This window comes from Pseudomonas delhiensis, from assembly GCF_900187975.1.
Lineage (GTDB): Bacteria > Pseudomonadota > Gammaproteobacteria > Pseudomonadales > Pseudomonadaceae > Pseudomonas > Pseudomonas delhiensis.
Map to the genome: position 1 here is coordinate 155,865 of NZ_FZPC01000009.1, position 25,137 is coordinate 181,001.

The following is a 25,137-nucleotide window of genomic DNA, read 5'->3' on the forward strand; positions in this document are numbered from 1 at the left end:
CTTTCTCCTTCAGCGGCAGTCCGCGCCTTCCGGGGCGCAGGGGGTCAGGCGCAACCCGCCGGCGCCGGCGAACACCTGCGCATCCCAGCGCGGCGTGCGCGCGCCTTCGCCGGCGGCCTCCGGCCACAACTGCGCCAGGGGCGCCACGCCCGGCTCGGGCAGGCTCAGCACCAGGCGCCAGGTGTTCGCCTGCAGGTCCTGGAACTCGCCGAGCACACCCAGGTAGCGCATGCCCGGCGGCACCTCGAAGCGCACTGCCCTGCCCTGCTGTCCGGGCAGCAGGAAGAACTGCTCGCTGCCCAGCAGGCTGTCGCCCAGCACCGTGGCCGGCTCGTTCTGCAGCGAGAAGAAGTCGCCGTTGAGGAACTCCTCCTGGCGCCGCAGGTGGAACAGCCGCAGCTTCAGCGGCGCCGGCTGCAGGCTGGTGCGGTTGGCGTTGAGCCGGGCGTCGGCGTTGAACAGCACGCCGTACTCCAGCGGCGCGGCCGGCTTGAGCTGCTCCAGCGGCGCCGGCTCGCTCCAGGGCCACAGGCCACAGCCGGTGGCCGAGGCCAGCAGCAGGCCGAGCAACAGGCGCCGGCAGGCGGCGGTGATGGATGCTCCGTGCATGCCGCTCAGCTCCCCATCAACGCGATCTTCAGTTGGCTGGGCAGCAGGCGCGCGCCGACGACGTTGGTCAGGTTCTGCAGCGTCAGGCTGGTCATGCGCGTGGCCGGCAGGCCCTGGAGGATGAAGCTGCCGACCCCGGTGATGTGCCGCGAGGGGCCCATCACCGTGCCCGAGACCACGCCGCCGCAGCTCCCGGGCGCGTCGCCGAGGGTCAGCGGCACCAGGGTGCCGAGGTTGTGCACCGGCCCGCCGACGAACAGGATGTTGGTGATGTTGGGCACCGCCGTCGCTCCCAGGGCGAGGTTGACGTAGGGCACCGGCAAGGGCACCGGCGGCGTCAGGCAGACGTCCGGGACCGCGATATCGAGGCCACCGGCTTGGCAATTGGCGAACATCAGCGTGCTCCTTCTTCAGCCGACGTGGATCTGCTGGGCATCGAGCTTGGCCAGGTCCTGGGAAGTGATCAGCGTGTTGCGCGCATGCAGGCGCAGGCTGTCGTCGGCCTGGTAGTCGAGGTGGCCGGCGCGCACGTGCTCCACGCCGCCGACCTGGCGGAACAGCGACTGGCTGACCTGGCTCAGGGTGCGCCACAGCGTCTCGCAGGTGCCGCCCACCCAGCGCGCCGCGCCGACCCAGGCCGACAGTTCGTCGCCGCTGTAGCGCAGCGCCTGCACGCGGCATTCGCCGGTATCGGCCTCCAGGGCGAAGGCCGGCGCCGCCATGGCCAGGCGCTGGCCGGCGTCCAGGCGCAGTGCGCCGCCGGGGGCGCAGATGCTCAGGTCGCCGGCTACGCTCAGCCGCGACGGCGTCTGCGCCCGGGCCCGCTCCAGCACCGCGAGCATCCAGTAGCGGCGCTCGGCCAGCGCCAGCAGCACGCTGTCGCCTTCCTCCGGCGCCAGCAGGCAACTGGCCGAGCGCTGGCAATGCCAGCCGCGCCCCTGCGCCTGCACCATGAAACTGCCGTCGGCCAGGCAATCCACCACGCTGCCCTGCAGCAGCCCCAGCGACGGCGCCGGCATCGCCGCGGCGTGTTCGACATTGATCATCGTTGCTTCCTCCGAATTGAACCGGCTCATGCCTGCCCTCCGGCATTGCGCTCGGCGCTGAAAAGCTCGGCCGCGGCCAGCTCCGGATCGCTCCAGAGCACGCCCTCGTCCCCCGTCCACTGGCTGTCCTGGGTGTTCGCCCCATGGAAGACCGTGCGCTGGCAGTACGCCTCGCGGAAATCCGCGCCAGCGAGGTCGGCGCGGGTGAAATCGGCATGGGCCAGGCGTGCGCCGGCGAACACCGCGCGTTCGCCATGACAGCCCTGGAACACCGCCTGGCGCAGGTCGGCGCCCTGGAAACTGGCGCCGGCCAGTTGCGCCAGCGGCCACAGGCTCTGCCGCAGCAGGCTGGCGTCCAGGCGCGCGGCGCACGCATCGGCGCCGGCGAACAGCGCCTGCTCGGCGCGCACCTCGGACAGGTCGGCGCCCCGCAGCGAGGCCCCCTGGAAATTCGCCCGGACCAGGCTGCAGCCGTTCAGACGGGCGCCGTCGAGGTGGCTCTCGGTGAACAGGCAGGCGTCCAGGACCTGGCCGGCCAGGTCCATGGCGCGCAGGTCGCAGCGGTAGAACAGGCACTGGGCGAAGCGCGCGCCGGCCAGTTGCACGGCGCGCAGGTCGAGGTCGTGGAAGCCCGCGCGCTCCAGCTGGCAGCCGGCGAGTTTCAGCTGCGCCAGGGCGGTCCGCGAGAAGCTGCTCTGCAGCAACTGGCCACCGCTGAATTCGACGGCCTCGACCTCGCCTTCCAGCCATTGCACCTGCTCCAGGCGGCAGGCGGAGAAGTCGCAGGCCCGCACCTGGCTCTGGTTGAACAGGGTGCGTTGCAGGTGCGCCCCGGCCAGGCTGCAGCGCTCCAGGTGGCAGGAAAGGAACTGGCCGCCCTCCAGGGACGCGCCGCGCAAGTCGCAATCCTCGAAGCGGCACTGCTCGAACAGGCAGTCGCGCAGTTGCATGCCATGCAGGTCCAGGCCCTGCCAGCGGACCTGGCGGAAGATGCTCCCGTCCAGATCCAGCCCTTGCAGGTCGATGCCCTCCAGGCTGCAGGCCTCGATCACCTCGCCGCGCGCCAGGCGCGCCTGCAATTGCTCGCGGTCGATCATGCCCTGGCCTCCTGGCGTGTTACCTCGGGTGGCACGCCGCGCGTCCGCGCCCAGTACGCGCCGTCGAAGCGCGTTCGGCCATCCAGGCGCACCTGTGAGAGGTCGGCGCGGAACAGGTTGGCGCGGCTGAAGTCGGCCCCCGGCAGGCGCGCCTTGCCCAGCAGCGCCTCGATCAGGTCGGCGGCCAGCAGGCTGGCCTCGCCCAGGTCGCTGCGGATGAACAGGCAGCCGCTGGCGTCGCAGTCGTCGAAGTCGGCGCCGCGCAGGCAAGCCTCGGAGAAATCCGTCAGGCGCAGGCGGGCATGGCGGAAGTACGCCCCGGCCAGTTGGCCGCCGCGGAAACTGCATTGCTCCAGCAGGGTGCCGGCGAACACCGCGCGCTCCAGGCTGGCCTGGGGGAAGGCGCACTTGCGCAGGCTGGCGCCGCTGAAGTCGGGGCGCAGCGCGGGGCTGCCGATCCAGGCGCAATGGGCCAGGCTGGCCTGGCTGAAGTCCAGGTCGACCAGGCGGCAGTCGCGCCAGGTCAGCTTGTGCAGCTGGGCCTGCTGGAAGCGGCAACCCTGCAGCAGCGCCTCGCTGATCGCCAGGTTGTCGAGGCTGGCGCCGTCGAACAGGCAGTCGATCAGGATGACCCGCTCCAGTTCCGTCGAATGCAGGCGGGCGGCGCTGAAGTCGCAGCGCTGGAAGCGCACCTCGCCGAACAGCGCCCCGTCCAGGCAGGCCTCGTGGAAATCGGCGCCCTCGCCGAACGCCTGGGCCAGGCTCGCGCCCTCCAGCTGCGCGCCGCGCAGCGAGGCGCCGGTGAGGTCCGCGCGGGCCAGCATGGCCTCCCGGCAGTCGCCGGCGTCCAGCACGCATCTGCTCAGGTCCGCGCCTTCCAGCAAGGCCTGGCGCAGGCAGGCGCCGCGCAGGTCCAGGCCGGACAGGTCGGCGCCGGTGAGGTCCAGGCCCGACAGGTCGCGGGTGGTGCGCAGGCGTTCTTCCACCTGCTCGCGCAGTTCCCTCGCCTGCTCCTGGGGCAGGCGCTCGGCCGCCTCCTGGGCCAGCGCCGCGCGCAGGTACAGGCGGTGCAGCAGGTCCTGGCTGTGGGCCAGGCGCTCGCCGCTCCATTGCTGCGGTTGCGCAGCGGCGTTCTCCTCCAGCAGGCGGCGCATCCGGCGAATGCCCTCCGGCCCCTTCTCCGGCGCCTGCTGGATGTGCTGGGCCGACGGCTGTTGGCGCGCCGCCTCGGCGCGCGCCAGGGCGTCGCTCTTGAGCGCCATGGCCTGGGCGTGGACCTGGTCGTAGAAGGCCGGCAGCTCGTCCAGGCGCGGCGGCGGCAGGCTCGAGGGTGGCAGGTCCGCAGGCATGTCCGCGCGCTCGCCGACGCGGGCCTGGCGCTGCGCCTGCAATTGCTGGCGCTGCGCCTCGCGACGCTTGAACTGTGGGTGCTCGAAGGCCGGCACCTCGGTGTCGAACCAGGCGCCCAGGGCCTCGGCGGGCAGCAGGTCGGCGTCGCGGAAGGCGTGCAGGGCGCCGCGTTCCTTGTCGCTGCGCTGCCGCCAGACTTGCTGGTAATGCTCCAGGCCGCGCGGCTGCCCGGCGCTTTCCAGCGCCGGCATCAGCGCCAGCACGTCGTGGGCATCGTCCTCGGCGATGGGCACGGCGGCGTGGTAGACCAGCACCATCTGCTCGCGGTGCGGGAACAGCCACAGCGTGGTCGGGCGCAGGTCGAGCAGTTCGCAGCGCTCTTCGCCGTCCTGCTGGCGCAGCACCAGGCAGCGCGCCCGCCAGTCCGGCAGGCGGCCCTGCTGGCAGGCCTGGCTGGGGTGCATGTTGCGGATTTCGAAGGCCGCGCCCGGCGGCAGGTGGTCCTGGTCGAAACGCTGGTCGGGCGGCGCCATGTTGAAGAACCCGGCGTCGCAGTCCTCGGCGAAGCCCTGCCCACCCATCTCCGCATGGCCATCGCCGAGCAGCCGCAGGCGGCACGGCCAGTCGGCCTGCAGGGGGCCGAAACCGGCGGCGCGGCCCTCCTCCCCCGGCCGCGTCGGCCACTGCGGGTACTCGATGTTGGGCAGCGCCTGTGGTCCGGCCGGCGCCTCACCGGCGCCAGGCATGCCGCGGCCCAGCGGGTTGTCGGCGCAGCCCTCGCCGCCATAGGCCAGGTCCCAGCCCAGGCGCATCCGCTCGAAGGCCAACGGCGGCGTGCAGCCATGTTCCGGCGTCCATTGCCGGTCGCCACTCACCCGCAGCGTCTTGCGCAGCCCGCCGAGGGCCAGGCTGACCTCGCAGGCCGTCTTGTCGCGCTGGTGCGCGGTGCTGGCGAAGCCGCAGGCCAGCACCTCGGCCCTGGCCTTGGGCAGCGCCAGGTCGAGCACCCCGCCGCAGTCGGCCAGTTCCTCGCCGGCCAGCGACCAGAGCTCCGGTTCCGGCCTGAGCAGGGCCGGGCCCTGCAGGTTGGTCAGCGCCATCGTGGCGATGCCCAGGTAATGCCGTCCGGCCCAGGTATAAGGTCGGCTGAGAAGTGCGAGTCGAAATGGCTTGACGATTTTCACGCCGTTCCCCGTTCCGTTTCGATGAGACGAAAGTGTCCTTCAGCCGCCATTGCATGGCGGCCGTGGAAAGTCTTTTTCAATGAACGATGTCGAACTTACAGATAGACCGTGAGGTCCTGGGAGTTCAACTCCAGCTTGCCCATGTTTATGCGCTGCCTGAATACCTTCAGCACGGTATGGTCGATATTTATCTTGGCCCCGGTGATGGCCAGGAGTACCGGATATATATCCGCTTCCAAGCTGGCCATATCGATGGAAACCCCGGCAAGTTCCGCGCGTATTCCAATAAGCCCGATATCGTAGTTATAAACACGCAGGGCATTCGTGGAGAACATGTTCGCGGTCGGTGCGATCAAAGTGAATACCGGCATGTCAGCCCCCCAGGACAATGGTCATGTTATTGGTGATCTTGATATTCACGTCGTTGAGCACATTGGTGTTCTGGTCATGTGCCACCGTGGTGTTCTGGTCATTCTCGACCGAGATGTTCTGGTCGTTTTCCACCGAGATGTTCATATCCCTTTCCGCGTGCATGTCGAAGCGCTCGACGCCGCGGGTGTCGTCCAGGCAGAAGAAGCTCGCGTTCTGCGCCGTGCCGTCCTTGCTGCGGCTGACGATGCCCATCCTGGTGGCCTGCGCCGGCAGGTCCCAGGGCGGCATGTTGTCCTCGTTGTACACGCGCCCGGTGATCAGCGGGCGGTCCGGGTCGCCGTTGACGAAGTCGACGATCACCTCCTCGCCCACCCGCGGCACCTGCACCGCGCCGTACTTCCAGCCCGCCCACCAGCCGCTGGACACCCTCACCCAGCAGGAGCTGGTGTCGTCGCCGGCGGCGTAACGGTCCCAGTGGAAGCGCAGCTTGACCCGCCCGTACTGGTCGGTCCAGATGCTCTCGCCTTCCGGGCCGACCACCTCCGCGGTCTGCGGGCCGCTGGTCTTCGGCCAGGGCGTGAGCCGCTGCGGCCGCCAGTTGACGGTGGCCGGGATGGCGTCGAAGTCGATGCGGTGCTCGGGACGGTCCTCGCTGTTGCTGGCGTAGCTGTTCTCCTGGAAGAAGTAGCGGGCGCGGTGCACCAGGTATTGCTGGTCGTCCGCCTGCCGCGGCGCGCCCTGCAGCTGGAACACCCGGCCCGGCGCCGGGCCCAGGGACGAGGCGCTGCCGTGCATGCTGGCGTGGCGGGCTTCCAGCGCCTGCTGGCGCACGCGCACGTAGAAGTCGCCCTGGTCGCGCTCGGTGTAGACCCCCGGCCACTCGAACAGCCGGGCCTTGTCCTGGGCGTGGGAAGCGGGGTTCTGGCCCACGCTGAGCAGCCTGGCGCGCGGCTTGAGGTAGTTGTAGTCGTCCAGGCTGACCTGGCTGGAATGGATGGAAGCGGCCACCGTCCACTCGCGGATGCAGGCCCGCAGGTCCACCGCGCCGCCCTCGGCCAGGCGGTAGTCGATGCTGGCGTAGCCGGGCAGCGCGTCGTGCCCCTGGGGCGCGTCGGCCAGCACCAGCACGTGCTCGCCCTGCTGGTGGGTGAAGTAATAGTAGATGCCCTCGTGCTCCATCAGCCGGCTGACGAAGGCGAAGTCCGTCTCCTGGTACTGCACGCAGTAGTTCCACACGCGGTAGCCGGCGGACAGGCGATTGACGAAGCCGATGCGGTACTCGCCCAGCACCTGGGCGAGGATTTCCGGCACCGACTTCTCCTGGAAGATGCGGCAGTCGCTGCTCTGCGTCAGGTACCACAGCCCCGGGCGCACCAGGGCGCGGTAGATGTAGTGGCGGTTGCCGCCGGCCTCGCGGCCGGACAGCGCCATGCGCGTGATCTTGCCGTTCAGGTAGCGGCTGCTGGCCGGTATGTCGCGAATCTCCAGGGTCAGGCTCTTGCCCAGCAGCGCCGCGATATCCAGGTTGTTGTGCGGATGCAGCAAAGTAACTTCGAACTCATACAGATCGGAAAGCGCTTCCGTCCCGGAAAGGGAATGGAACAGCAACTCCCCGACACCCAGTGACTCAATATCCACCACGAACAAGCGACTCGAAAGATCCATCTCTCCTCCGGCCAATTCACCACTCGTTTATATGAGAAAGCTGCTGGCGAAACAGTCTTTTAAACTTCCGACAAAGAATACACCCAACTTATCCGGCAACAAGCGCCAAATTGCCACAGTCATGCCAAACGACCACAGGAATTCAAATATCTCCATGCAAATCAAGGCATTGTAGAAGTCCACGAGAAAACAAATTAGCACCAGAAAAATACAAGTAACCAACAATAAAAACAGCACAATTAGATTTGTCCCAAACATAAAATCAAACTCATGATACTTGTCCCAAAAAAACTTCCAGAACTTGGTGCAAAACTCCTGCCGTTACCTGCAAGGTTCAACCCACGGTGGACACTCGAACGGTTGCCGATGGCGTTTACCGCTTGCAGCGGAACCCTGGATTGAAAAACGCCGCTTCACCCTTCGGAGAAACGGCGTCTTCGCCTGATGCAGGTCCGGCGCACCGCAGCCCCTCGGCCACGACCTCAGACCCTGACGTGGTCCATCAGGCCCTGCTGGTGGTTCGCCAGGTCGTTCAGCGACCGGCTGATCCACGCCGACTCCCGGGCCTGGCCGGACAGCGACTCGGTCACGTCGCGGACACCCGCCACGTTGCGGTTGGTCTCCTCGACGGCGCTGGCGATCTGCAGGTTCATGTCGTTGATCACCGTCACCGCCTCGCCGCCGGCATGACATGAGCGGCTGTCTCCAACTAGGTGCCGCGCTTCAGCAGCATCCTCTCGATATGCCCGATGGCCGCCCGCGGCTTGAGCTTTTTCGGGCAGAAGGCGATGCAGTTGTAGATCGAGCGGCAACGGAACACGCTGAAGGGGTCGTCCAGCGCCGCCAGCCGCGCCTCGGTGGCCGTGTCGCGGGAATCGGCGAGGAAGCGGTAGGCGTTCAACAGGCCCGCCGGGCCGATGAAGCGGTCCGGGTTCCACCACCAGGACGGGCACTGCGTCGAGCAGCAGGCGCACAGGATGCACTCGTACAGGCCATCCAGCCTGGCCCGCTCCTCCGGCGACTGCAGCCGCTCGATGGCCGGTGGTGGCTCGTCGTTGATGAGGTAGGGCTTTATCCGTTCGTACTGCCTGTAGAACGTCCGCATGTCGACGACCAGGTCCCGTATCACCGGCAGGCCGGGCAATGGCCGGATGACGATGTCCACGTCGCCGCGCAACGGCCTGATCGCCTGCCCGGATGGCAGTTGCCCGCCGTGGAGCAGGGTCGAGACACTGGTGATGCAGGCCAGGCAGTTGGCGCCGTTGATGTTCATGCCGTCGGAGCCGCAGACGCCTTCGCGGCAGCTGCGCCGGTAGGTCAGCGTCTGGTCCTGGGTCTTCAGGTGCTCGAGCAGGTCGAGCACCATCAGGTCCTCGCCCGGCTGCAAGTCGTAGGTGTAGTCCTGCAGGCGCGGCGCTGCATCCTGTTCCGGGAGATAACGGTAGATACGGACTTTCATCTCGCTCACCTCCGGGCCGATCTCCAGCGTGGACCTTCCAGGCGATCTGGCCAGGCCTCTGTCGGCAGCCCAGGAATTATACGACTCATCGATATGAGCAGCACCGGCAGCGGCGCCGAGTTGCTGGCCAATGGCAAGCTATGTGATGATTAGTATCGATTCTCATTTACCAAAAGACTCTGATGGCCGCGGGACACCACCCAGCGGCGTGGTGACTGTCTGTGAGTTCATCTGCCTATGCCACTCCCCCATCGCTGGAGACGCTGTACTGCGACCATCACGGCTGGCTGCAGGCGTGGCTGCGCAGGCGCCTGGGGCACGCCAGCGATGCCGCGGACCTGGCCCACGACACCTTCCTGCGGCTGATCGGCGGGGCCAGCCAGCCGCGCTTCGCCAGCATGGCCGAAGTGCGCGCCTACCTGCGAACCACCGCCAGGAACCTGTGCATCAACCTGTGGCGGCGCCAGGAAATCGAACGCGCCTGGCTCGACACCTTGGCGGCGCTGCCGGAAGAGCAGTGCCCCTCCGCCGAGCGGCAGGCCGCGGTTCTGCAGGCCCTGGAGGAAATCAGCTGCATGCTGCAGACGCTGTCCGCCAAGGCGGCACGGGCCTTTACCCTCGCCGTGGTGTGCGATATGACCGACGACGAGGTCGGTGCGCAGCTTGGGGTTTCCGGGCGCATGGTGCGCAAGTACGTGGCCCAGGCCATGCTCGCGTGCCTGACGTTGCGCGCCGGCGAGACGGCTGCCGCGTTGCGCCAGGAGCCGCTCTACTGATGGCGGGCCCCGGTCACGAAAGGCCCCTGCCCTCGCACGCCGTGCTGGAGCAGGCGGCCTACTGGTACGCCACCCTGCGTGACGGCCAGGCCAGCGCCCAGCAGCGCGCCCACTGGCAGGCATGGCTGGGCGCGGATCAGATGCACGAGCAGGCCTGGCGTTATGTCGAAGGCGTCAGCCGCAACTTCGAGCCGCTGCGTGGCCGGCCCGACACGCACCTGGCTGCCGATGCGCTGGGTATCGCCGCCGAACGCATGCATTCGCGTCGCCGGCTGCTGACCGCGATGGCGGCCGTCACCACTGGCACCCTGTGCGGCTGGCTGGGCTGGCGTGAAGCGCTGCTGCCGCCCGCCCTGGTGGCCTGGGGCGCGGATTACCGTACCGCCACTGGCGAGCAACGTGCGATAACCCTGGCCGATGGCTCCCGCGCCTGGCTCAACACCGCCAGTGCCATCGACCTGGCGTTCAGTGCCCGGGCCCGCCGCGTCACCTTGCTGCGCGGCGAGGTGTTCATCGCCACCGCCAAGGGCGCGCGGCCCTTTTACGTCGAGACCGAACATGGGCGCCTGCAAGCCCTGGGCACGCGCTTCAACGTGCGCTGCGAGGGCGAGCGAACCTGGCTGGCCGTCTATGAAGGCGCTGTGGAAATACGCACTGCCAAGGGCCCCGTCCGCGTGCTGAAGGCCGGCCAGCAGGCGCATTTCAGCGCCAGCCACATCGGTGACAGCCAGGCCGCCGACGCGGCCCGTGAAGCCTGGACCCAGGGCTCGCTGCTGGCCGACAACATTTCCCTGCGCGAGGTGGTGCAGGAGCTGCGCCGCTATCGCCACGGCCACCTCGGCGTTGCCGACGAGGTGGCCGACCTGCGGGTGTATGGCAACTTCCCCATCCAGGACCCCGAGCGTGTGCTGCGCATGCTGGCCTCGGCGTTGCCGATCCGTATCGAACAGCCCCTGCCCTGGTGGGCGAGCATCGAAGCCCAGCGCTGAGCAAGGCGGGCAAAAAAATCGGAAAAAGGGTTCCGGGTTTCGCCTGCTCGCTGGTTTACCCAGTGAGAAGACGTGAAACATCGCCGCATCGGTGCCTCGAGGGGCCGTATGGCATCGGCTGTCGAGGGTCTTCGCTCATCAACCCTTGTCCCCAGAGGAATGCCGTCCATGTCCCTCCGCTGTCACCCGCGCGCTGCCCACCCGGGTGTTGTCGCACACGCTTTTGCCCTGCGCCCGCTGACCCTGGCGCTTCACCTGGCGCTCTCGGGTAGCGCCATGGGCCTGGCCGGCTGGTCGCCGGTCGCCATGGCCGGGGACGGCGTCGTGGCCAGCGCCGAGCGCAGCTACGACATTCCCGCCGGCCCGCTGGCCAGCGCGCTCACGCGTTTTTCCCGTGAGGCAGGCGTGTACCTGGTCGGTGCCGGCAGCGTGGCCGAGGGCGTGACCAGCCCGGGCCTGCAAGGCAGCTACACGGTGTCGGACGGCCTGGCCGCGCTGCTTTCCGGAACCGGCCTGGAGGCCGTTCAGCAGGCCGATGGCAGCTATGGGCTGCAGAGGGCGCCAAGCGCGGAGCCCTATCGCCTGGCTCCCGTCATCGTCAACGCCCAGGCGGTAGCGGACGACCCCTCCGCCTCGGTGGTGACCCGGGAACTGTGGGTCGGCGGCAAGGTGGCGACCAACATCCAGAATACCCCGGCCTCGGTTTCCGTCGTGACCCAGAAGGAAATCGAGCAGCGCAGCGCCAGCACGACCGAGGAAATCCTCCAGTACACCCCGGGGACCATCACCGACTACTACGGCACCGATGACCGCAACGACTACTTCCTGATTCGCGGCTTCCAGGCCACCACCTACCGCGATGGCCTGACCCTGGGCTCGATGCGCGGCGTGCGCGAGGAGCCTTTCGCCTATGAGCGCGTCGAGGTGCTGCGCGGCGCCAACTCCACGCTGTTCGGCCCGGCCGACCCGGGCGGCTCGGTGAACTTCGTGACCAAGCAGCCGCGTTTCAGCAGGTTCGGCCAGGTCTATGCGACCTACGGCTCGTTCAACCACATGGAGGCCGGCCTGGACACCGGCGACGCGAACGAAGACAAGACCCTGGCCTACCGCTTCACCGGCAAGTTCCAGGACAGCGATCGCGAATACGACCACTCCCAGGACGACAACAACTTCCTCATGGGCGGCCTGACCTGGGCGCCGACGGCCTATACCTCCGCTACCCTGGTGGTGGATCACCTGCGCCAGGACAACACGCCCAACAGTGGCGGTTACCCCATGGACAGGGAGTATGACCGCGACAAGTTCTTCGGCGAGCCGAGCTACAACTTCCACGACGTCGAGCGCACCAACGTCAGCGCCAACTTCACCCATGATTTCGACAACGGTTTCACCCTGCGCAGCAACCTGCGCCACAGCGACCTGAGCGATGAATACGGCTATGCCTATATCAGCGACGCTTCCGGGCATACCGGAACCCTGGTCGACCGTGGCTACCTGGGCTCCGACAGCGACGCCGAGCAGTTCAACGGCAACCTGATGCTGCAGTACGACGCGCGCTTCGAGAACATCGACAGCAGCAGCATCGTCGGCGTGGAATATCTCGACTCCTCTGCCAAGAACGTTTCCGTCTATGGCTCCGCCGACCCGATAGACGTTGCCAACCCGGTATACCGCGGCGTTTCGCCGGCCATCGTCTACCAGGACAAGGACCAGGACAGCACCATCAAGTCGGTGTTCCTGCAGCAGAACCTGTCGTTCTTCGAGCGTTTCATCGTCACCGCCGGCATGCGCAACGACTCCATGGACGTTTCCGAAACCGACCACCTCTCCGGCATCAAGTCCTCGGACAATTTCTCGGAAAACTCTTTCCGTGGCGCGTTGACCTATATCGTCAACGATGAGGTTTCCACCTACGTCAGCATGGTGGAGTCGGTTTCCCCGCCCGAGGTCGGCGTCACTCCTGAGCGCGGCACCCAATACGAAGTGGGTGTGAAGTATTCGCCCCAGGAGATGAACGCGCTGTTCTCCGCTGCCGTCTACCAGCTGACCCAAGACGACGTCGCCACCGCGGTCGTGCAGCCGAACGGCGTCATCGACCAGCAGACCGTGGGCTCGCAGCGTGTGCGTGGCCTCGACCTGGAGGTCAAGGCCGAGCTGACGGAGAACCTGAGCCTGGTCGGCGGCTACTCCTACATGGACACCGAGGTGCTTCGCGGTGCGCTGCAGGTATGGGCCGGGACGGGTTACGAGGTCGTGTCGATCAAGGGCAACCAGCTCGTCTCCGCGCCCAAGCACTCGGCTTCGCTCTGGAGCTATTACAGCGTGCCGGGAACGGATGTCAGCGTCGGCCTGGGCGCCCGCTACACAGGGGCCTACTATTTCGGCGACTTCAACGACACCGGCAAGAGCGACGCCACCACGCTCTTCGATGCCGCGTTCAACTACCAGATACTCAAGGACACCGACCTGGCCATCAACGTCAGCAACCTGTTCGACGAGCAGCACGTGGTCGGTCGCGGTAGCGCGGACTACTACAACCCGGGCCGCGAGATCACGGCCAAGGTGAGTTACAACTGGTGAGACCGGGACGCGCTACCCGATCGATTCCGCTCGGGTAGCGCGCCCGGCTGCAGCTTGTGTGTGGGCAATGCCGCGAATTGAAAAGACCGCCTGGGGCAACCCGGCGGTCTTTTCTGTCTGGGGCTCGGCGGGAGGGAGGGCTGAGCGCGCCTTCTTCAGGCGGGGCAGTGTACCGCTGTCGATCAGCATCGCATGCACCGGCATGCACCTGCTCCGGCCCGCACTGGGCTGGCCACATGCGCAGGACATGCTCAGTTACCGGATGAACCATCCTTTCCAGTCGCTTTAGGACTGTGCTTAAAAGTCCGGGCTGGGGGTGGATTCCAGTGGCTTTCGCAGAAACGAAAAAAGGGCCTTTCGGCCCTTTCTTCAGCGACTTACAGCATTCACCGAACCCTGCAAGTCAATATTTGGAGCGGGAAACGAGACTCGAACTCGCGACCCCGACCTTGGCAAGGTCGTGCTCTACCAACTGAGCTATTCCCGCGTCGTGTTGACGGGCGCCATTCTATCTTTTTCTGGAGCCTCGTCAACCCTTTGATTCAAAAAAAGTTATTTCTCTTTCGGGGTGGTGCTCAGGTGCGGCCAGGCGGCCAGCAGGTAGTGCAGCATGGACCACAGGGTCAGGGCCGCGGCGACGATCAGCAGCCCGTAGCCCAGCAGCACCCAGAAGGTGAACACCGGGGCGTTGGCCAGCAGGATCACCAGGGCCGCCATCTGCGCGGCGGTCTTCCACTTGCCCAGGTTGGACACGGCGACGTGGGCGCGGGCGCCCAGTTCGGCCATCCATTCGCGCAGCGCCGAGACCACGATCTCGCGGCCGATGATGATCACCGCCGGCAGCGTCAGCCACAGGTTGGCGTGCTCTTCCACCAGCAGCACCAGGGCCACCGCGACCATCAGCTTATCCGCCACCGGGTCGAGGAAGGCGCCGAACGGCGTGCTCTGGCCCAGCTTGCGCGCCAGGTATCCATCCAGCCAGTCGGTCGCCGCGGCCAGGGCGAATACCGCGCTGGAGGCCAGGTGGCTGCCCGGGAACGGCATGTAGAACAGCAGGATGAAGATCGGGATGAGCAGGACGCGGAGCAGAGTGAGCAGGTTCGGAATATTCATCGGGACCACTGGCCGGTGAGTTGAGCCCGGCATTCTACTCGCTGTGCAGGGCAGCATAAATCTGCTCGGCCAGCTTTTTGCTGATGCCCGGGGCTTTGGCGATCTCCTCGATACTGGCCCGGCCCAGTTCCTGCAACCCACCGAAATGCTTGAGCAGCTCGCGGCGGCGCTTGGGCCCCACGCCCGCCACCTCTTCCAGGCTCGAGGTGCGCCGGGCCTTGCCGCGGCGCGCGCGGTGGCCGGTGATGGCGAAACGGTGCGACTCGTCGCGGATCTGCTGGATCAGGTGCAGCGCCGGGGAATTCCCCGGCAGGGTGAATTCGTGCTCGGCATCGTTGAGGTAGAGGGTCTCCAGGCCCGGCTTGCGCGTCACGCCCTTGGCCACGCCGAGCAGGATCAGCCCGCTCACCGCCAGCTCCTGGAGCACTTCCCGGGCCATGGCCAACTGGCCCTTGCCACCGTCCACCAGGAGGATGTCGGGCATCTTGCCCTCCCCCTCCTTCAGGCGGCTGAAGCGCCGCGTCAGGGCCTGGTGCATGGCGGCGTAGTCGTCGCCGGGGGTGATGCCCTCGATGTTGAAGCGGCGGTAGTCGGACTTCAGCGGGCCCTCGGGGCCGAACACCACGCAGGAGGCCACCGTGGCCTCGCCGCTGGAGTGGCTGATGTCGAAGCACTCCAGGCGTTGCGGCGGCTCGTCCAGGTCCAGCGCCTCGGCCAGGGACTCGAAGCGCGCGGCGACGTGCTGGCGGTTGGCCAGGCGCGCGGCCAGGGCCTGCTCGGCATTGGTGATCGCCAGTTGCTGCCAGCGTGCGCGGGTGCCGCGCACCCGGTGGCTGATCTCCAGTTCGCGGCCGCGGGCGCTGGCGATGGCCTCCACCAGCACGGGGAAGTCCTCGTGCACGGCGTTGACGATCAGCTCGGCCGGCAGTTCGCGCTCGTGGTGGCTCAGGTAGTACTGGCCGAGGAAGGCCAGCAGCACCTCGCTCAGGTCTTCCTCGATGCCCACCTGGGGGAAGAAGTTCTTGCTGCCCAGCACCCGCCCGCCGCGCACGCTGATCAGGTGCACGCAGGCGCCGCCGGGGTTGACCATGGCGGCGATGACGTCGACGTCGCCGTTGCCGCCCTCCATGCTCTGCTGGTCCTGCACGCGCCGCAGGATGGCGACCTGGTCGCGCAGCTCGGCGGCGCGCTCGAAGTCCAGGCGCATCGCCGCCTGCTCCATGTCGCTGCTCAGCTCGTCGGCCAGCTGGTTGCTGCGGCCTTCGAGGAACATCACCGAGTGGCGCACGTCCTCGGCGTACTCCTCGGGGCTGACCAGGCCGACGCAGGGGCCCTTGCAGCGCTTGATCTGGTACTGCAGGCAGGGCCGGGTGCGGTTGCGGAAGTAGCTGTCCTCGCACTGCCGCACCAGGAAGGCCTTCTGCAGCAGGGCCAGGCTCTCGCGGATGGCGCCGGCGCTCGGGTAGGGCCCGAAATAGCGGCCCTTGGCCTTCTTGGCACCGCGGTGCAGGGCCAGGCGCGGGTATTCGTCCTCGCTCGACAGGTAGACGTAGGGGTAGGACTTGTCGTCGCGCAGGAGGATGTTGTACGGCGGCCGCCATTCCTTGATCAGCGTCTGCTCCAGCAGCAGCGCCTCGGTCTCGTTGGCGGTGATGGTGGTCTCGACCTGGGCGATGCGCGCCACCAGGGCAGCCGTCTTGGGCGCCAGGCCGGTCTTGCGGAAATAGCTGGCCAGGCGCTTCTTGAGGTTCTTCGCCTTGCCGACGTAGAGCAGCTTGGCGTCCGCATCGAACATGCGGTAGACGCCGGGGCGGCCGCTGCAGGTGGCGAGGTAGGCCGCCGAATCGAACACCGCGCTCATCTAGTTGCTGGCATCCACCATGCCGTGGCGCACCGCCAGCAGCGCCAGCTCGACGTCGCTGGTGATGGAGAGCTTCTCGTAGATGCGGTAGCGGTAGGTGTTCACCGTCTTGGGCGACAGGCAGAGCTTGTCGGAGATGCTCTGCACCTTGTGGCAGTTGGCGATCATCAGGGCGATCTGGATCTCGCGCTCGGACAGCGAGTCGAACGGCGAGCCGCCCTTCTCCGGCTCGAAGGACTTCAGCGCCAGGCTCTGGGCGATCTGCGGGCTGATGTAGCGCTGCCCGGCGAAGACCTGGCGGATGGCCTGGACCATTTCCTCAAGCGCCGCGCCCTTGGTCAGGTAGCCGGAGGCGCCGGCCTGCATGAGGCGCGTGGGGAACGGGTCTTCCTCGCAGACGGTCACGGCCAGGACGCGCACGTCCGGCTGGCTGCGCATCAGCTTGCGGGTGGCTTCGAGGCCGCCGATGCCGGGCATCTTCACGTCCATCAGGACGACGTCGGGCCTGAGCTCGCGGGCCAGCCGCAGGGCGTCCTCGCCGGACTCCGCCTGCCCCACCACCTGCAGGCCCTCGATGTCGGCCAGCATGCGGGTAATTCCGGTGCGCACCAGATCGTGGTCATCGACCACCAGCACCTTGATCACACAGCACCTCATGCATAAAGAGTGGAACCGGGCGCTGTGCGAGCGCCATCGAATCCGCGAACCTTAACAGAAAGCGATGCCCTGACCTAGCTTGGAACACAGCTGTCAAATTGCAAGCGCCAACGAACCAGCGAGCCCCCCCCTGGGCGCCCGCGCCAAGCTCACCAGGCCGCCAGCGAAGCGTCAAGGATGGGCATCACGGCCATCCTTTCGGCTGAGACCGACGGTCGCGGGCCATGCATCGACGCTCGCCCGGGCGGCCGCGACACGGCCGGCCGGGGCCCGCCCCGACGAACGTCCCCGCCGCGTTACCAAAAGTGCCCGCCACGCACCAGCATGACGCACGCCGCGGCCAGGAAGTTACCTTTCGATGCTCCACCGGCAGCCTGCCGCCCTCCCCCATTCCCCCCGAATTCCCGGCAGATCAAATACTTGCACCTCGGACAGCCGTCCTGGCACGGCATCTGCTTGATTGCATGCATGGATAATTGGATACATAAATCCAAAAGGAGCGCCCCATGCGCCTGGTACCCAACTACGACCGCCAACCCGTCACCGCCGAGGAAGAGGCCTACAGCTACCTGCTGGACGCCATCTGCAAGGGCCAGTACCGCACCGGCGACCGCCTGATCGCCGAAGACATCGCCAACGACATCGGCATGAGCCGCATGCCGGTGCGCGAGGCCTTCCGCCGCCTGGCCGCCGAGGGCCTGGTGACGCTGCGGCCGAACCGCGGGGCCATCGTCAGCGGGCTGAACCTCGAGGAAATGCGCGAAGTCTTCGAGATGCGCAGCGCCCTGGAAGGCCTGGCCATCCGCCTCGCCGTGCCGAAGCTGGGCGAACGCCAGCTGGCGCGCCTGGAACGCCTGCTGGACGAGATGGACGACTACCGCGACGACAGCGCCGAGTGGGTGAGCCGCCACCGCGTCTTCCACGAATACCTCTGCAGCCTGGCCGAGCGCCCGCGGCTGCTGCGGCAGATCAACGCGCTGTACTCGGTGATCGAACCGCACATGCGCCTGTGGCTGCAGCACGTCGACAAGCCGATGAGCGCCCGCGAGGAGCACGCGGTGATCCTCGACGCCCTGCGCAGCGGCGACGCCCGCGAAGCCGAGCGGGTGCTCTGCGAGCACATCGAGGGCACGGTGCCCTCGCTGCTGAAGTTCCTCGAAGCGGCGGGCGCCTGAGACCCGGCCTTCGCCTGTCCCGTTGAACTGCCACGGCAACCCCCCCACTGGAGCTGAACATGTTCGTACGCAGGATTCCGCAGTGCCTTCTCGCCCTCTGCCTCACCGCCCCGCTGGCCCACGCCGACGCGGTGAAGATCCCCGACCGCCTGCAGGCCGCCGACAAGGTGGTGTTCTGCGGCGGCATGGACTCCCCGCCCATGGGCTTCTACGACGCCTCGCAGAAGCTCACCGGGGTGACCGTCGACCTCGGCGAGGCCATCGCCAAGCGCCTGGGCGACAAGCGCATCGAATGGCGGGTGACGCCCTTCTCCGGGCTGATCCCGGCGCTGCTGGCCAGGCAGTGCGACATGCTGGTGGACCAGCTGTTCGACAAGCCCGAGCGGCGCGAAGTGATCGACATGGTCAACTACATGTACTCCAGCCAGGCCGTGGTGGTCGCCAAGGGCAACCCCAAGGGCATCCACACCCTGGACGACCTGTCCGGGAAGAAGGTGGCGGTGCTCAACGGCTCGACCATCCGCACCCTGCTCGACGCCCATAACGAGAAGCTGAAGCAGGCCGGCAAGGCGCCGATGAAAGTCATCGTCTACAACACCGACACCGACGCCTTCCAGGCCCTGCGCATCCAGCAGGCCGACGCCTACGGCACCACCGTGGAAACCGCCGGCTACTACCAGGGCATGGCCCCGGACCTGTTCGAGATCGGCGTGCCGGCCTTCGCCCGCATCCTCACCGGCCTGGGCATCCGCAAGGAAGACAAGCAGCTCAGCGAAGCGGTGCAGCAGATCATCAGGAACATGCAGGCCGACGGCAGCTACCAGGCGTTGCTCGCCAAGTGGCACATCGAAGGCGACAAGCTCGACTGAGCCGAGGTAAGCGACCATGAACTTCAGCTGGGACGTGTTCTGGCAATACCTGCTCAAGCCGAGCGACATCTACCTGTACGGGCTCTGGCTGACCTGCGTGATCGCCGTCAGCGCCATGCTCCTGGGCTGCGTGCTCGGGCTGCTGGCGGCGCTGATGCGGCTGTCGTCCAACCCGCTGCTGCAGTACCCGGTGCGCTTCTACGTGTGGCTGATGCGCGGCACCCCGCTGCTGGTGCAGATCGTCTTCCTCTACACGGCGCTGGCCGCGGGCGGGGTGTTCCGCTTCGAGGACCTGGACCTTGGGCTGTTCGTCCTGCCCGGCAACATCCAGGCGGCGATCATCGCCCTGGGCCTGAACGAGGGCGCCTACATGGCCGAGATCATCCGCGCCGGCATAGGCGCGGTGGACAAGGGCCAGTACGAGGCCGGGCGCTCCCTGGGCATGACCTTCGCCAAGCTGATGCGGCGCATCGTCCTGCCCCAGGCCTTCCGCGTCATCGTCCCGCCGCTGGGCAACGAGTTCAACGTGATGCTCAAGAACACCACCCTGGTCAGCGTGATCGGCGTGCAGGAGCTGCTGCTGAGCACCCAGATGGTCACCTCGGCGACCTTCCGCGTGTTCGAGCTGTACCTGGTGGTGGCCATCTACTTCCTGCTGCTGACCACCCTCTGGGGCTTCTTCCAGCGCTGGCTGGAGAAGCGCTTCGGCAAGTCCGAGGGCAACGCCCCGGCGGCGCCGAGCCGGATGTTCGGCCAGCAGGCCATGAAACTGCTGAGGGGGCGCTGAGATGATCCCGACCGCGAAAGAAGTGGTGATCCAGGCCCGCGACGTGCACAAGGCCTTCGGCGAGCTGGAGATCCTCAAGGGCGTGTCGCTGGACGTGCACAAGGGCGAGGTGGTGGTGCTGATCGGCGCCTCCGGCTCGGGCAAGACCACCTTCATCCGCTGCATCAACCTGCTGGAGGACATCCAGGGCGGCAGCATCCGCGTCAACGGCGCGCTGATGGGCTACCGCGAGCGCGCCGACGGCAAGCTGGTGCGCGACTCGGAGAGCAACATCGCCCGCCGCCGCCGCGACATCGGCATGGTGTTCCAGCGCTTCAACCTGTTCCCGCACATGACCGTGCTGGAGAACATCATCGAGGCGCCGACCCAGGTGCTCGGCCTCCCCCGCGGCGAAGCCATCGAACTGGCCCGCCGGCTGCTGGCCCGGGTGCGCCTGGCGGACAAGGCCGAGCACTACCCGGCGCAGCTCTCCGGCGGCCAGCAGCAGCGCGTGGCCATCGCCCGCGCCCTGGCGATGAAGCCCCAGGCGATGCTGTTCGACGAACCCACCAGCGCGCTGGACCCGGAAACCGTGGGCGAGGTGCTGCAGGTGATGAAGGAGCTGGCCGAGGAAGGCATGACCATGGTGGTGGTCACCCACGAGATGGGCTTCGCCCGCGAAGTGGCCGACCGCGTGGTGGTGCTGCACCAGGGCGAGCTGATCGAAGAAGGCCCGCCGGCCCAGGTGTTCGGCAACCCCCACCACCCGCGCACGCGGGAATTCCTCAGCCGCGTACTCTGATTCAAGGACGCCCTCCATGCTGCGTTTCTCCGCCCACGAATACCCCTATGCCTCCCAGCGCCAGAGCGTCTTCGCCCGTAACGGCATGGTCGCCGCCTCGCAGCCGCTGGCCGCCGAGGCCGGCATCGCCATGCTGCGCGCCGGCGGCAACGCCATCGACGCCGCCATCGCCACCGCGGCGGCGCTGACGGTGGTCGAGCCTACCGGCTGCGCCATCGGCGGCGACGCCTTCGCCCTGGTCTGGGTCAAGGACAAGCTGCACGGCCTGGACGCCAGCGGCCATGCTCCGGCCTCGCTGAGCATCGACGCGGTGAAGTCCGCCGGCCACGCGAAGATGCCGGTGCACGGCTGGCTGCCGGTCACCGTGCCGGGCATTCCCTCGGCCTGGGCCGCGCTGTCCGAGCGCTTCGGCAAGCTGCCCTTCGCCGACCTGCTGCAACCGGCCATCGCCCTGGCCCGCGACGGCTTCCCGGTGTCGCCGGTGGTGGCCCACCAGTGGGAAATCGCCCGCCGCGAATACCAGGCCAGCCGCGAGCGCGAACCGGCCCTGGAAGCCTGGTTCGCCACCTTCCTGGTCGACGGCGAGGCGCCGCGGGCCGGCCAGCTGTTCCGCAACCCGGCCCAGGCGCGGACCCTCGCCGAACTGGCCGAGACGAAGTGCGAAAGCTTCTACCGCGGCGCCATCGCCCGGCGCCTGGCCGCCCATGCCGCCGCCAGCGGCGGCCACCTGGGCGCGGCGGACCTGGCCGGCTACCGGCCGAAGTGGGTCGAGCCGATCAAGGCCAGCTACCGCGGCTACGACGTCTGGGAAATCCCGCCCAGCGGCCAGGGCCTGATCGCCCTGATGACGCTGAACATCCTCCAGGGCTTCGACTTCGACCAGCGCGACAGCCAGCTCACCTGGCACCGCCAGCTGGAAGCGATGAAGAAGGCCTACGCCGACGGCCTGCACTACATCACCGACCCCGAGCACATGCGCGTGGCCTGCGCCGACCTGCTCGGCGCCGACTACGCCGCCCGCCGCCGCCAGGAGATCGGCGAGCGCGCGCAGCCACCGCGCCACGGCGACCCGCACGCCAGCGGCACGGTGTACATCGCCGCCGCCGACGGCGAGGGCAACATGGTCTCCTTCATCCAGAGCGCCTACCACGGCTTCGGCTCCGGCGTGGTGCTGCCGGACAGCGGCATCGCCCTGCAGAACCGCGGCTCGGAATTCAGCCTCGAGCCCGACCACGCCAACGCCCTGGCCCCGGGCAAGCAGACCTTCCACACCATCATCCCCGGCTTCCTCAGCAAGGACGGCGTGGCGGTCGGCCCCTTCGGCGTGATGGGCGGCTACATGCAGCCGCAAGGCCACGTGCAGGTGGTGATGAACCTGGTGGACTTCGGCCTCAACCCGCAAGCGGCGCTGGACGCCCCGCGCTGGCAATGGCTGGGCGGGATGAAGGTGGGCATCGAGCAGACCGCCCCGCGCGACCTGGCCTTCGCCCTCGCCCGCCGCGGCCACGAGGTGCAGGTGGCCTGCGACCTGACCGACTACGGCCGCGGCCAGATCATCGTCCGCGACCCCGTCACCGGTGTGCTCTGCGGCGGCACCGAACCACGGGCGGATTCGCATATCGCGGTGTGCTGAGCCGCCCCGCTCCTACGGGGTGGGAAAGCCGTGTCTCACGGCAACTGCAGGAGCGGGCCCTGCCCGCGATTCGCGCGCAGGGCGCGCTCCTACAAGGGGGCACGGTGCATGAGCAACCCGGAGCGGATCTCATCCGCAAATCGCGCCGGAACGTCCGGCTATCGCGGACAGTGGAATACCATGCCTCATGATGAACTGTAGGAGCGGGCCCTGCCCGCGATTCGCGCGCAGGGCGCGCTCCTACAAGGGGGCACGGTGCATGAGCAACCCGGAGCGAATCTCATCCGCGAATCGCGCCGGAACGTCCGGCTATCGCGGACGGAGTCCGCTCCTACAGGGTGATACCGCCCATCTTCCCCGTCGGCCCATCACCGCGTAGGGCGCATAACGCCTACGGCGTTATCCGCCGCCCCCAGGGACCGCAACGGCTCAGGCCGCCAGGCACTGCTCCAGGCCGGCCTCCAGCCTTTCGCGCAGGCCGGCATCGGCGCTGGCGATGAACACCAGGCAGTTCTCCCCCTCCTGCGCCTGCGCCTCCAGGAACTGGCTGCGGCCGCCCACGTACTGCAGCCACAACGGCTGTTCGCGGCCGCGGAGCTGGACGCGGCCCTTGAGGCGGAACAGGCCCTCCGGCAACTGCTCGAGCCAGGCGCGCAGGCGCTGCGGGTCGAGCTGGCCGGTGTGGCGCCAGGTCCAGCTGTCGAACAGCTCGCCGTGGTTCTGCCTGCCCACCGCCTGCAGGCGCTGCGGGCGGGCGTCCGGGCGTTCGCCGTAGAGCAGCGCGTCGGGGATCTGCGCCTGCACCGTCTGCAGCATCCGCCGCGGCTCGCCGAAGCGCTGGCGCAGGGCCTGCAGTTGCTCCGGCGCGGCGATGTCGGCCTTGTTCAGCAGCAGCAGGTCGGCCGCGGCCGCCTGGCGCCTTTCCAGTTGCGCGTATTCGCCTTCCAGCGGCTGGCTGCGAGCGGCGTCCACCAGGGTGACCAGCGCATCCAGGTGCATGTGCCTGCGCAGTTGCGGGTAGCCCAGGGCCTGGACGATCGGCTGCGGGTCGGCCACGCCGCTGCATTCGATGACGATGCGCTCCACCGGCGGCTGGACCTGGGCCAGGCGGCCGAGCTGGGCCAGCAGGTCGTCCTGCATGGTGCAGCACAGGCAGCCGTTCTGCAGGGCGTACACCGCGTCGCTCTGCTCGGCGATCATCTCGGCGTCCACGTTCAGCTCGCCGAAGTCGTTGACGATCAGCGCCAGGCGCTGCCCGGCGCATTGCCGCACCAGGCGGCGCAGCAGGGTGGTCTTGCCGGCGCCGAGGAAGCCGGCGACCACGGTCACCGGGATGCTCATCGGTCGTCCCCCATCACCTGCGGCACCTCGCCCTGCCATACCGCCTGCAGCGGGCCGTTGGCGAAGGTGCCCTGGCGGTCGTACACCGGGCGGCCCTCGACGAAGGTCTGCTCGACCTGGGTACGGTGGATGTAGCCGCGCGGCGGCTGGGCGAAAAGGTTGCGGTCGAGGACGATGAAGTCCGCCGACTTGCCGGCCTCGATGCTCCCGGTCAGCGCCTCCAGGCCCATGGCGTGGGCGCCGTTGAGGGTCGCCACCTTCAGCGCCTGCTCCAGGCCGATGGGCTCGCCGAAGCAGGCCGGGTCGTCGTTCCAGGGGTTCTGCCGGGTGACCATGGTCTCCAGGGCCAGCCAGGGGTCGATGGAGGCCACCGGCCAGTCGGTGCCCATCACCGCGATGCCGCCGGCGGCCAGCACGCCCTTGTAGTCGTAGATGCGCTTCAGCCGCTCGGCGCCGTAGCCGGAGCGCGCGCCGCTGGCGAAGGGCGTGGGGTACCAGGCCGCCGGGGAGAACTCGGCGATCACCTCCAGCTCGCGGAAGCGCCTGAGGTTGCCCGGGTGCAGGATAGTGCTGTGCGCGCACTGGTGGCGGATGCCGCTGAAGCCGTTGCGCCGGCGCGCCTCGGCCACGGCGTCGAGGAACACGTCGGAGGCGCCGTCGCCGGTGCAGTGGGCGATGACGCGGATGCCGCGGCGGTCCATGTCCACCACCATGTCGGTGATGTGCTCGGGGGTCAGGTTGAGCTTGCCGCGCCAGCTGTCCTCGCCCGGCCAGGGGCTGATGAGGAAGGACGAGCGCGGCTCCACGGTGCCGTCGAAGTGGAACTTCACCGCGTTGGCCGACAGCCGCGCGCTGCGGTAGTAGTGGCGCTCGCCGCCGAGCAGTTCCCAGCGCCGGCGCACCGGGAAGATGTCGTCCTGCCAGCTGATGGCCGCTTCCACCCGCAGGGTCAGCTGGCCGGCGTCGTCCAGCTCCTTGAGCGCCTGCAGGCGGCGTTCGCAGACGTGCACGTACTTGCTGGCGGTCACGCCGCGGGCGCTCTGGAAATGCACGCCGTCGCGGTAGGCGCGGCGCAGCACCTCGATGGGCGTCGGCGGCATGGCGGCGTGGATCAGCGCGTAGGCGCCGTCGATCAGCAGGCCGTTGGGCTCCCCGGTCAGCTCGTCGCGCTCCAGGTAGCCGTTGCGCGGGTCGGGGGTGCTGGCGTCGATGCCGGCCAGCGCCAGGGCGCGGGAGTTGGCCATCATGGTCCCCCACATGCGGTCGAGCAGCGCCACCGGGCGGTCCGGCAGCACGCTGTCGAGCCACTCGCGGCCCGGCTTCAGCCCGGCCTCGCGGAAGGTGTAGCGCACCCAGTACTGGCCGTAGACCCAGCCGTCGCCGGGGTGGCTGTCGGCGTAGGCGCGGATGGCCGCGGCCAGTTGCTCGGGGCTCGGGTCCTCGATGCCCACGTCGAGGTCGTCGGCGTAGCGCGGCGCCAGGGCCAGGTCCGGGTGGGTGTGCATGTCGTGCAGGCCGGGCATGCAGAAGGCCCCGCCGAGGTCGTGCTGCAGGGTCCGCGGCCCCACCAGGTGCTCCAGCGCCTCGGCGCGGCCGACGGCGAGGAAGCGGCCGTCGCGGATGGCCACGGCCTCGGCCCAGGGCTGCGCCGGGTCGAGGGTGTAGAAGCGGCCGTTGCGCAGCAGCAGGTCGGCGTGGCGGTTGGCAGGCGAATGGGACGAACGGAAAGTATCGGGCGCCGTCATCTCGGTGCTCCCTTGTCGTTTTGCGCCGAGTATAGGGAGCTGCCAGCG

General features: G+C 68.1%; 21 protein-coding genes, 1 tRNA gene and 1 pseudogene. 8 read left to right on the top strand and 15 right to left on the bottom strand.

Translation table 11 applies throughout. The annotated features are described in order from the left end of the window. Positions 1 to 9 precede the first annotated feature (9 nt). From tssJ to CHC02_RS10370, 9 genes and pseudogenes are all read right to left on the bottom strand, one after another. The gene (gene tssJ, locus CHC02_RS10325; protein ID WP_089391377.1) at positions 10 to 609 is read right to left on the bottom strand and encodes a type VI secretion system lipoprotein TssJ; all 600 of its coding nucleotides are present in this window, start codon (positions 607 to 609) and stop codon (positions 10 to 12) included. Between the two features lie 5 nt (positions 610 to 614). Beyond that, positions 615 to 1,004: a DUF4150 domain-containing protein gene (locus CHC02_RS10330; protein ID WP_089391378.1), complete on the bottom strand. Its 390-nt coding sequence runs from the start codon at positions 1,002 to 1,004 to the stop codon at positions 615 to 617. Between the two features lie 15 nt (positions 1,005 to 1,019). Next, positions 1,020 to 1,655 carry a DUF3540 domain-containing protein gene (locus tag CHC02_RS10335; protein WP_208604355.1) on the bottom strand — a complete coding sequence of 212 codons (636 nt, stop codon included), beginning with the start codon at positions 1,653 to 1,655 and terminating at the stop codon, positions 1,020 to 1,022. A gap of 26 nt (positions 1,656 to 1,681) precedes the next feature. Continuing rightward, on the bottom strand, positions 1,682 to 2,752 hold the full coding sequence (locus tag CHC02_RS10340; RefSeq protein WP_089391380.1) for a pentapeptide repeat-containing protein: 1,071 nt from the start codon (positions 2,750 to 2,752) through the stop codon (positions 1,682 to 1,684). After that, the gene (locus CHC02_RS10345) at positions 2,749 to 5,286 is read right to left on the bottom strand and encodes a DUF2169 family type VI secretion system accessory protein (RefSeq protein WP_279615559.1); all 2,538 of its coding nucleotides are present in this window, start codon (positions 5,284 to 5,286) and stop codon (positions 2,749 to 2,751) included. The genes CHC02_RS10340 and CHC02_RS10345 overlap by 4 nt, the downstream gene beginning before the upstream one ends. Before the next feature lie 95 nt (positions 5,287 to 5,381). Continuing rightward, on the bottom strand, positions 5,382 to 5,657 hold the full coding sequence (locus CHC02_RS10350) for a hypothetical protein (protein WP_089391382.1): 276 nt from the start codon (positions 5,655 to 5,657) through the stop codon (positions 5,382 to 5,384). A gap of 1 nt (position 5,658) precedes the next feature. Continuing rightward, a complete protein-coding gene (locus tag CHC02_RS10355) occupies positions 5,659 to 7,323 on the bottom strand; it encodes a type VI secretion system Vgr family protein (protein ID WP_089391383.1) in 1,665 nt (554 codons plus the stop codon). A 482-nt stretch (positions 7,324 to 7,805) separates the two neighbouring features. Then, positions 7,806 to 8,003: pseudogene (locus CHC02_RS10365) on the bottom strand (hypothetical protein); the annotation flags it as partial. A gap of 29 nt (positions 8,004 to 8,032) precedes the next feature. Next, positions 8,033 to 8,782, bottom strand: coding sequence for a succinate dehydrogenase iron-sulfur subunit (locus CHC02_RS10370; RefSeq protein ID WP_089391385.1), 750 nt, complete (start codon positions 8,780 to 8,782; stop codon positions 8,033 to 8,035). A 221-nt stretch (positions 8,783 to 9,003) separates the two neighbouring features. On the opposite strand from CHC02_RS10370, the gene CHC02_RS10375 reads away from it, so the two are divergent. From CHC02_RS10375 to CHC02_RS10385, 3 genes are all read left to right on the top strand, one after another. Beyond that, positions 9,004 to 9,558, top strand: coding sequence for a sigma-70 family RNA polymerase sigma factor (locus tag CHC02_RS10375; RefSeq protein WP_089391386.1), 555 nt, complete (start codon positions 9,004 to 9,006; stop codon positions 9,556 to 9,558). After that, positions 9,558 to 10,547 carry a FecR domain-containing protein gene (locus CHC02_RS10380; RefSeq protein ID WP_089391387.1) on the top strand — a complete coding sequence of 330 codons (990 nt, stop codon included), beginning with the start codon at positions 9,558 to 9,560 and terminating at the stop codon, positions 10,545 to 10,547. The genes CHC02_RS10375 and CHC02_RS10380 overlap by 1 nt, the downstream gene beginning before the upstream one ends. 276 nt (positions 10,548 to 10,823) lie before the next feature. Then, the gene (locus tag CHC02_RS10385; protein ID WP_244160975.1) at positions 10,824 to 13,127 is read left to right on the top strand and encodes a TonB-dependent siderophore receptor; all 2,304 of its coding nucleotides are present in this window, start codon (positions 10,824 to 10,826) and stop codon (positions 13,125 to 13,127) included. Positions 13,128 to 13,538: 411 nt separating this feature from the next. On the opposite strand, the gene CHC02_RS10390 is transcribed toward CHC02_RS10385, so the two are convergent. The 4 genes from CHC02_RS10390 to gacA all read right to left on the bottom strand — a co-directional run bounded on the left by CHC02_RS10390 (position 13,539) and on the right by gacA (position 16,746). Next, positions 13,539 to 13,614: transfer RNA gene (locus CHC02_RS10390), tRNA-Gly, on the bottom strand. Between the two features lie 65 nt (positions 13,615 to 13,679). Continuing rightward, a complete protein-coding gene (gene pgsA, locus CHC02_RS10395) occupies positions 13,680 to 14,240 on the bottom strand; it encodes a CDP-diacylglycerol--glycerol-3-phosphate 3-phosphatidyltransferase (RefSeq protein ID WP_009619678.1) in 561 nt (186 codons plus the stop codon). Between the two features lie 34 nt (positions 14,241 to 14,274). Further along, positions 14,275 to 16,101 carry an excinuclease ABC subunit UvrC gene (gene uvrC / locus CHC02_RS10400; RefSeq protein WP_089391388.1) on the bottom strand — a complete coding sequence of 609 codons (1,827 nt, stop codon included), beginning with the start codon at positions 16,099 to 16,101 and terminating at the stop codon, positions 14,275 to 14,277. After that, the gene (gene gacA, locus CHC02_RS10405) at positions 16,102 to 16,746 is read right to left on the bottom strand and encodes a response regulator transcription factor GacA (protein WP_089391389.1); all 645 of its coding nucleotides are present in this window, start codon (positions 16,744 to 16,746) and stop codon (positions 16,102 to 16,104) included. Positions 16,747 to 17,264: 518 nt separating this feature from the next. On the opposite strand from gacA, the gene CHC02_RS10410 reads away from it, so the two are divergent. Genes CHC02_RS10410 through CHC02_RS10430 form a run of 5 tightly spaced genes read left to right on the top strand, consistent with a single transcriptional unit; the run spans position 17,265 to position 22,003 of the window. Beyond that, positions 17,265 to 17,933: a GntR family transcriptional regulator gene (locus CHC02_RS10410; protein WP_089391390.1), complete on the top strand. Its 669-nt coding sequence runs from the start codon at positions 17,265 to 17,267 to the stop codon at positions 17,931 to 17,933. Positions 17,934 to 17,992: 59 nt separating this feature from the next. Continuing rightward, positions 17,993 to 18,802: an ABC transporter substrate-binding protein gene (locus tag CHC02_RS10415; protein WP_089391391.1), complete on the top strand. Its 810-nt coding sequence runs from the start codon at positions 17,993 to 17,995 to the stop codon at positions 18,800 to 18,802. A 16-nt stretch (positions 18,803 to 18,818) separates the two neighbouring features. Further along, a complete protein-coding gene (locus tag CHC02_RS10420) occupies positions 18,819 to 19,589 on the top strand; it encodes an amino acid ABC transporter permease (protein ID WP_089391392.1) in 771 nt (256 codons plus the stop codon). Position 19,590: 1 nt separating this feature from the next. Then, on the top strand, positions 19,591 to 20,370 hold the full coding sequence (locus CHC02_RS10425; RefSeq protein WP_089391393.1) for an amino acid ABC transporter ATP-binding protein: 780 nt from the start codon (positions 19,591 to 19,593) through the stop codon (positions 20,368 to 20,370). A gap of 16 nt (positions 20,371 to 20,386) precedes the next feature. Further along, positions 20,387 to 22,003, top strand: coding sequence for a gamma-glutamyltransferase family protein (locus tag CHC02_RS10430; RefSeq protein ID WP_089391394.1), 1,617 nt, complete (start codon positions 20,387 to 20,389; stop codon positions 22,001 to 22,003). A 429-nt stretch (positions 22,004 to 22,432) separates the two neighbouring features. Here CHC02_RS10430 and CHC02_RS10435 read toward each other — a convergent pair whose 3' ends face one another. Together CHC02_RS10435 and CHC02_RS10440 are read right to left on the bottom strand one after the other, a co-directional pair. After that, positions 22,433 to 23,344 carry a CobW family GTP-binding protein gene (locus CHC02_RS10435; protein WP_089391395.1) on the bottom strand — a complete coding sequence of 304 codons (912 nt, stop codon included), beginning with the start codon at positions 23,342 to 23,344 and terminating at the stop codon, positions 22,433 to 22,435. Then, positions 23,341 to 25,089 (bottom strand): amidohydrolase, encoded by a 1,749-nt coding sequence (locus CHC02_RS10440; RefSeq protein WP_089391396.1) that lies wholly within the window; start codon positions 25,087 to 25,089, stop codon positions 23,341 to 23,343. Before CHC02_RS10440 ends, CHC02_RS10435 begins: the two co-directional genes overlap by 4 nt. Positions 25,090 to 25,137: the final 48 nt, after the last annotated feature.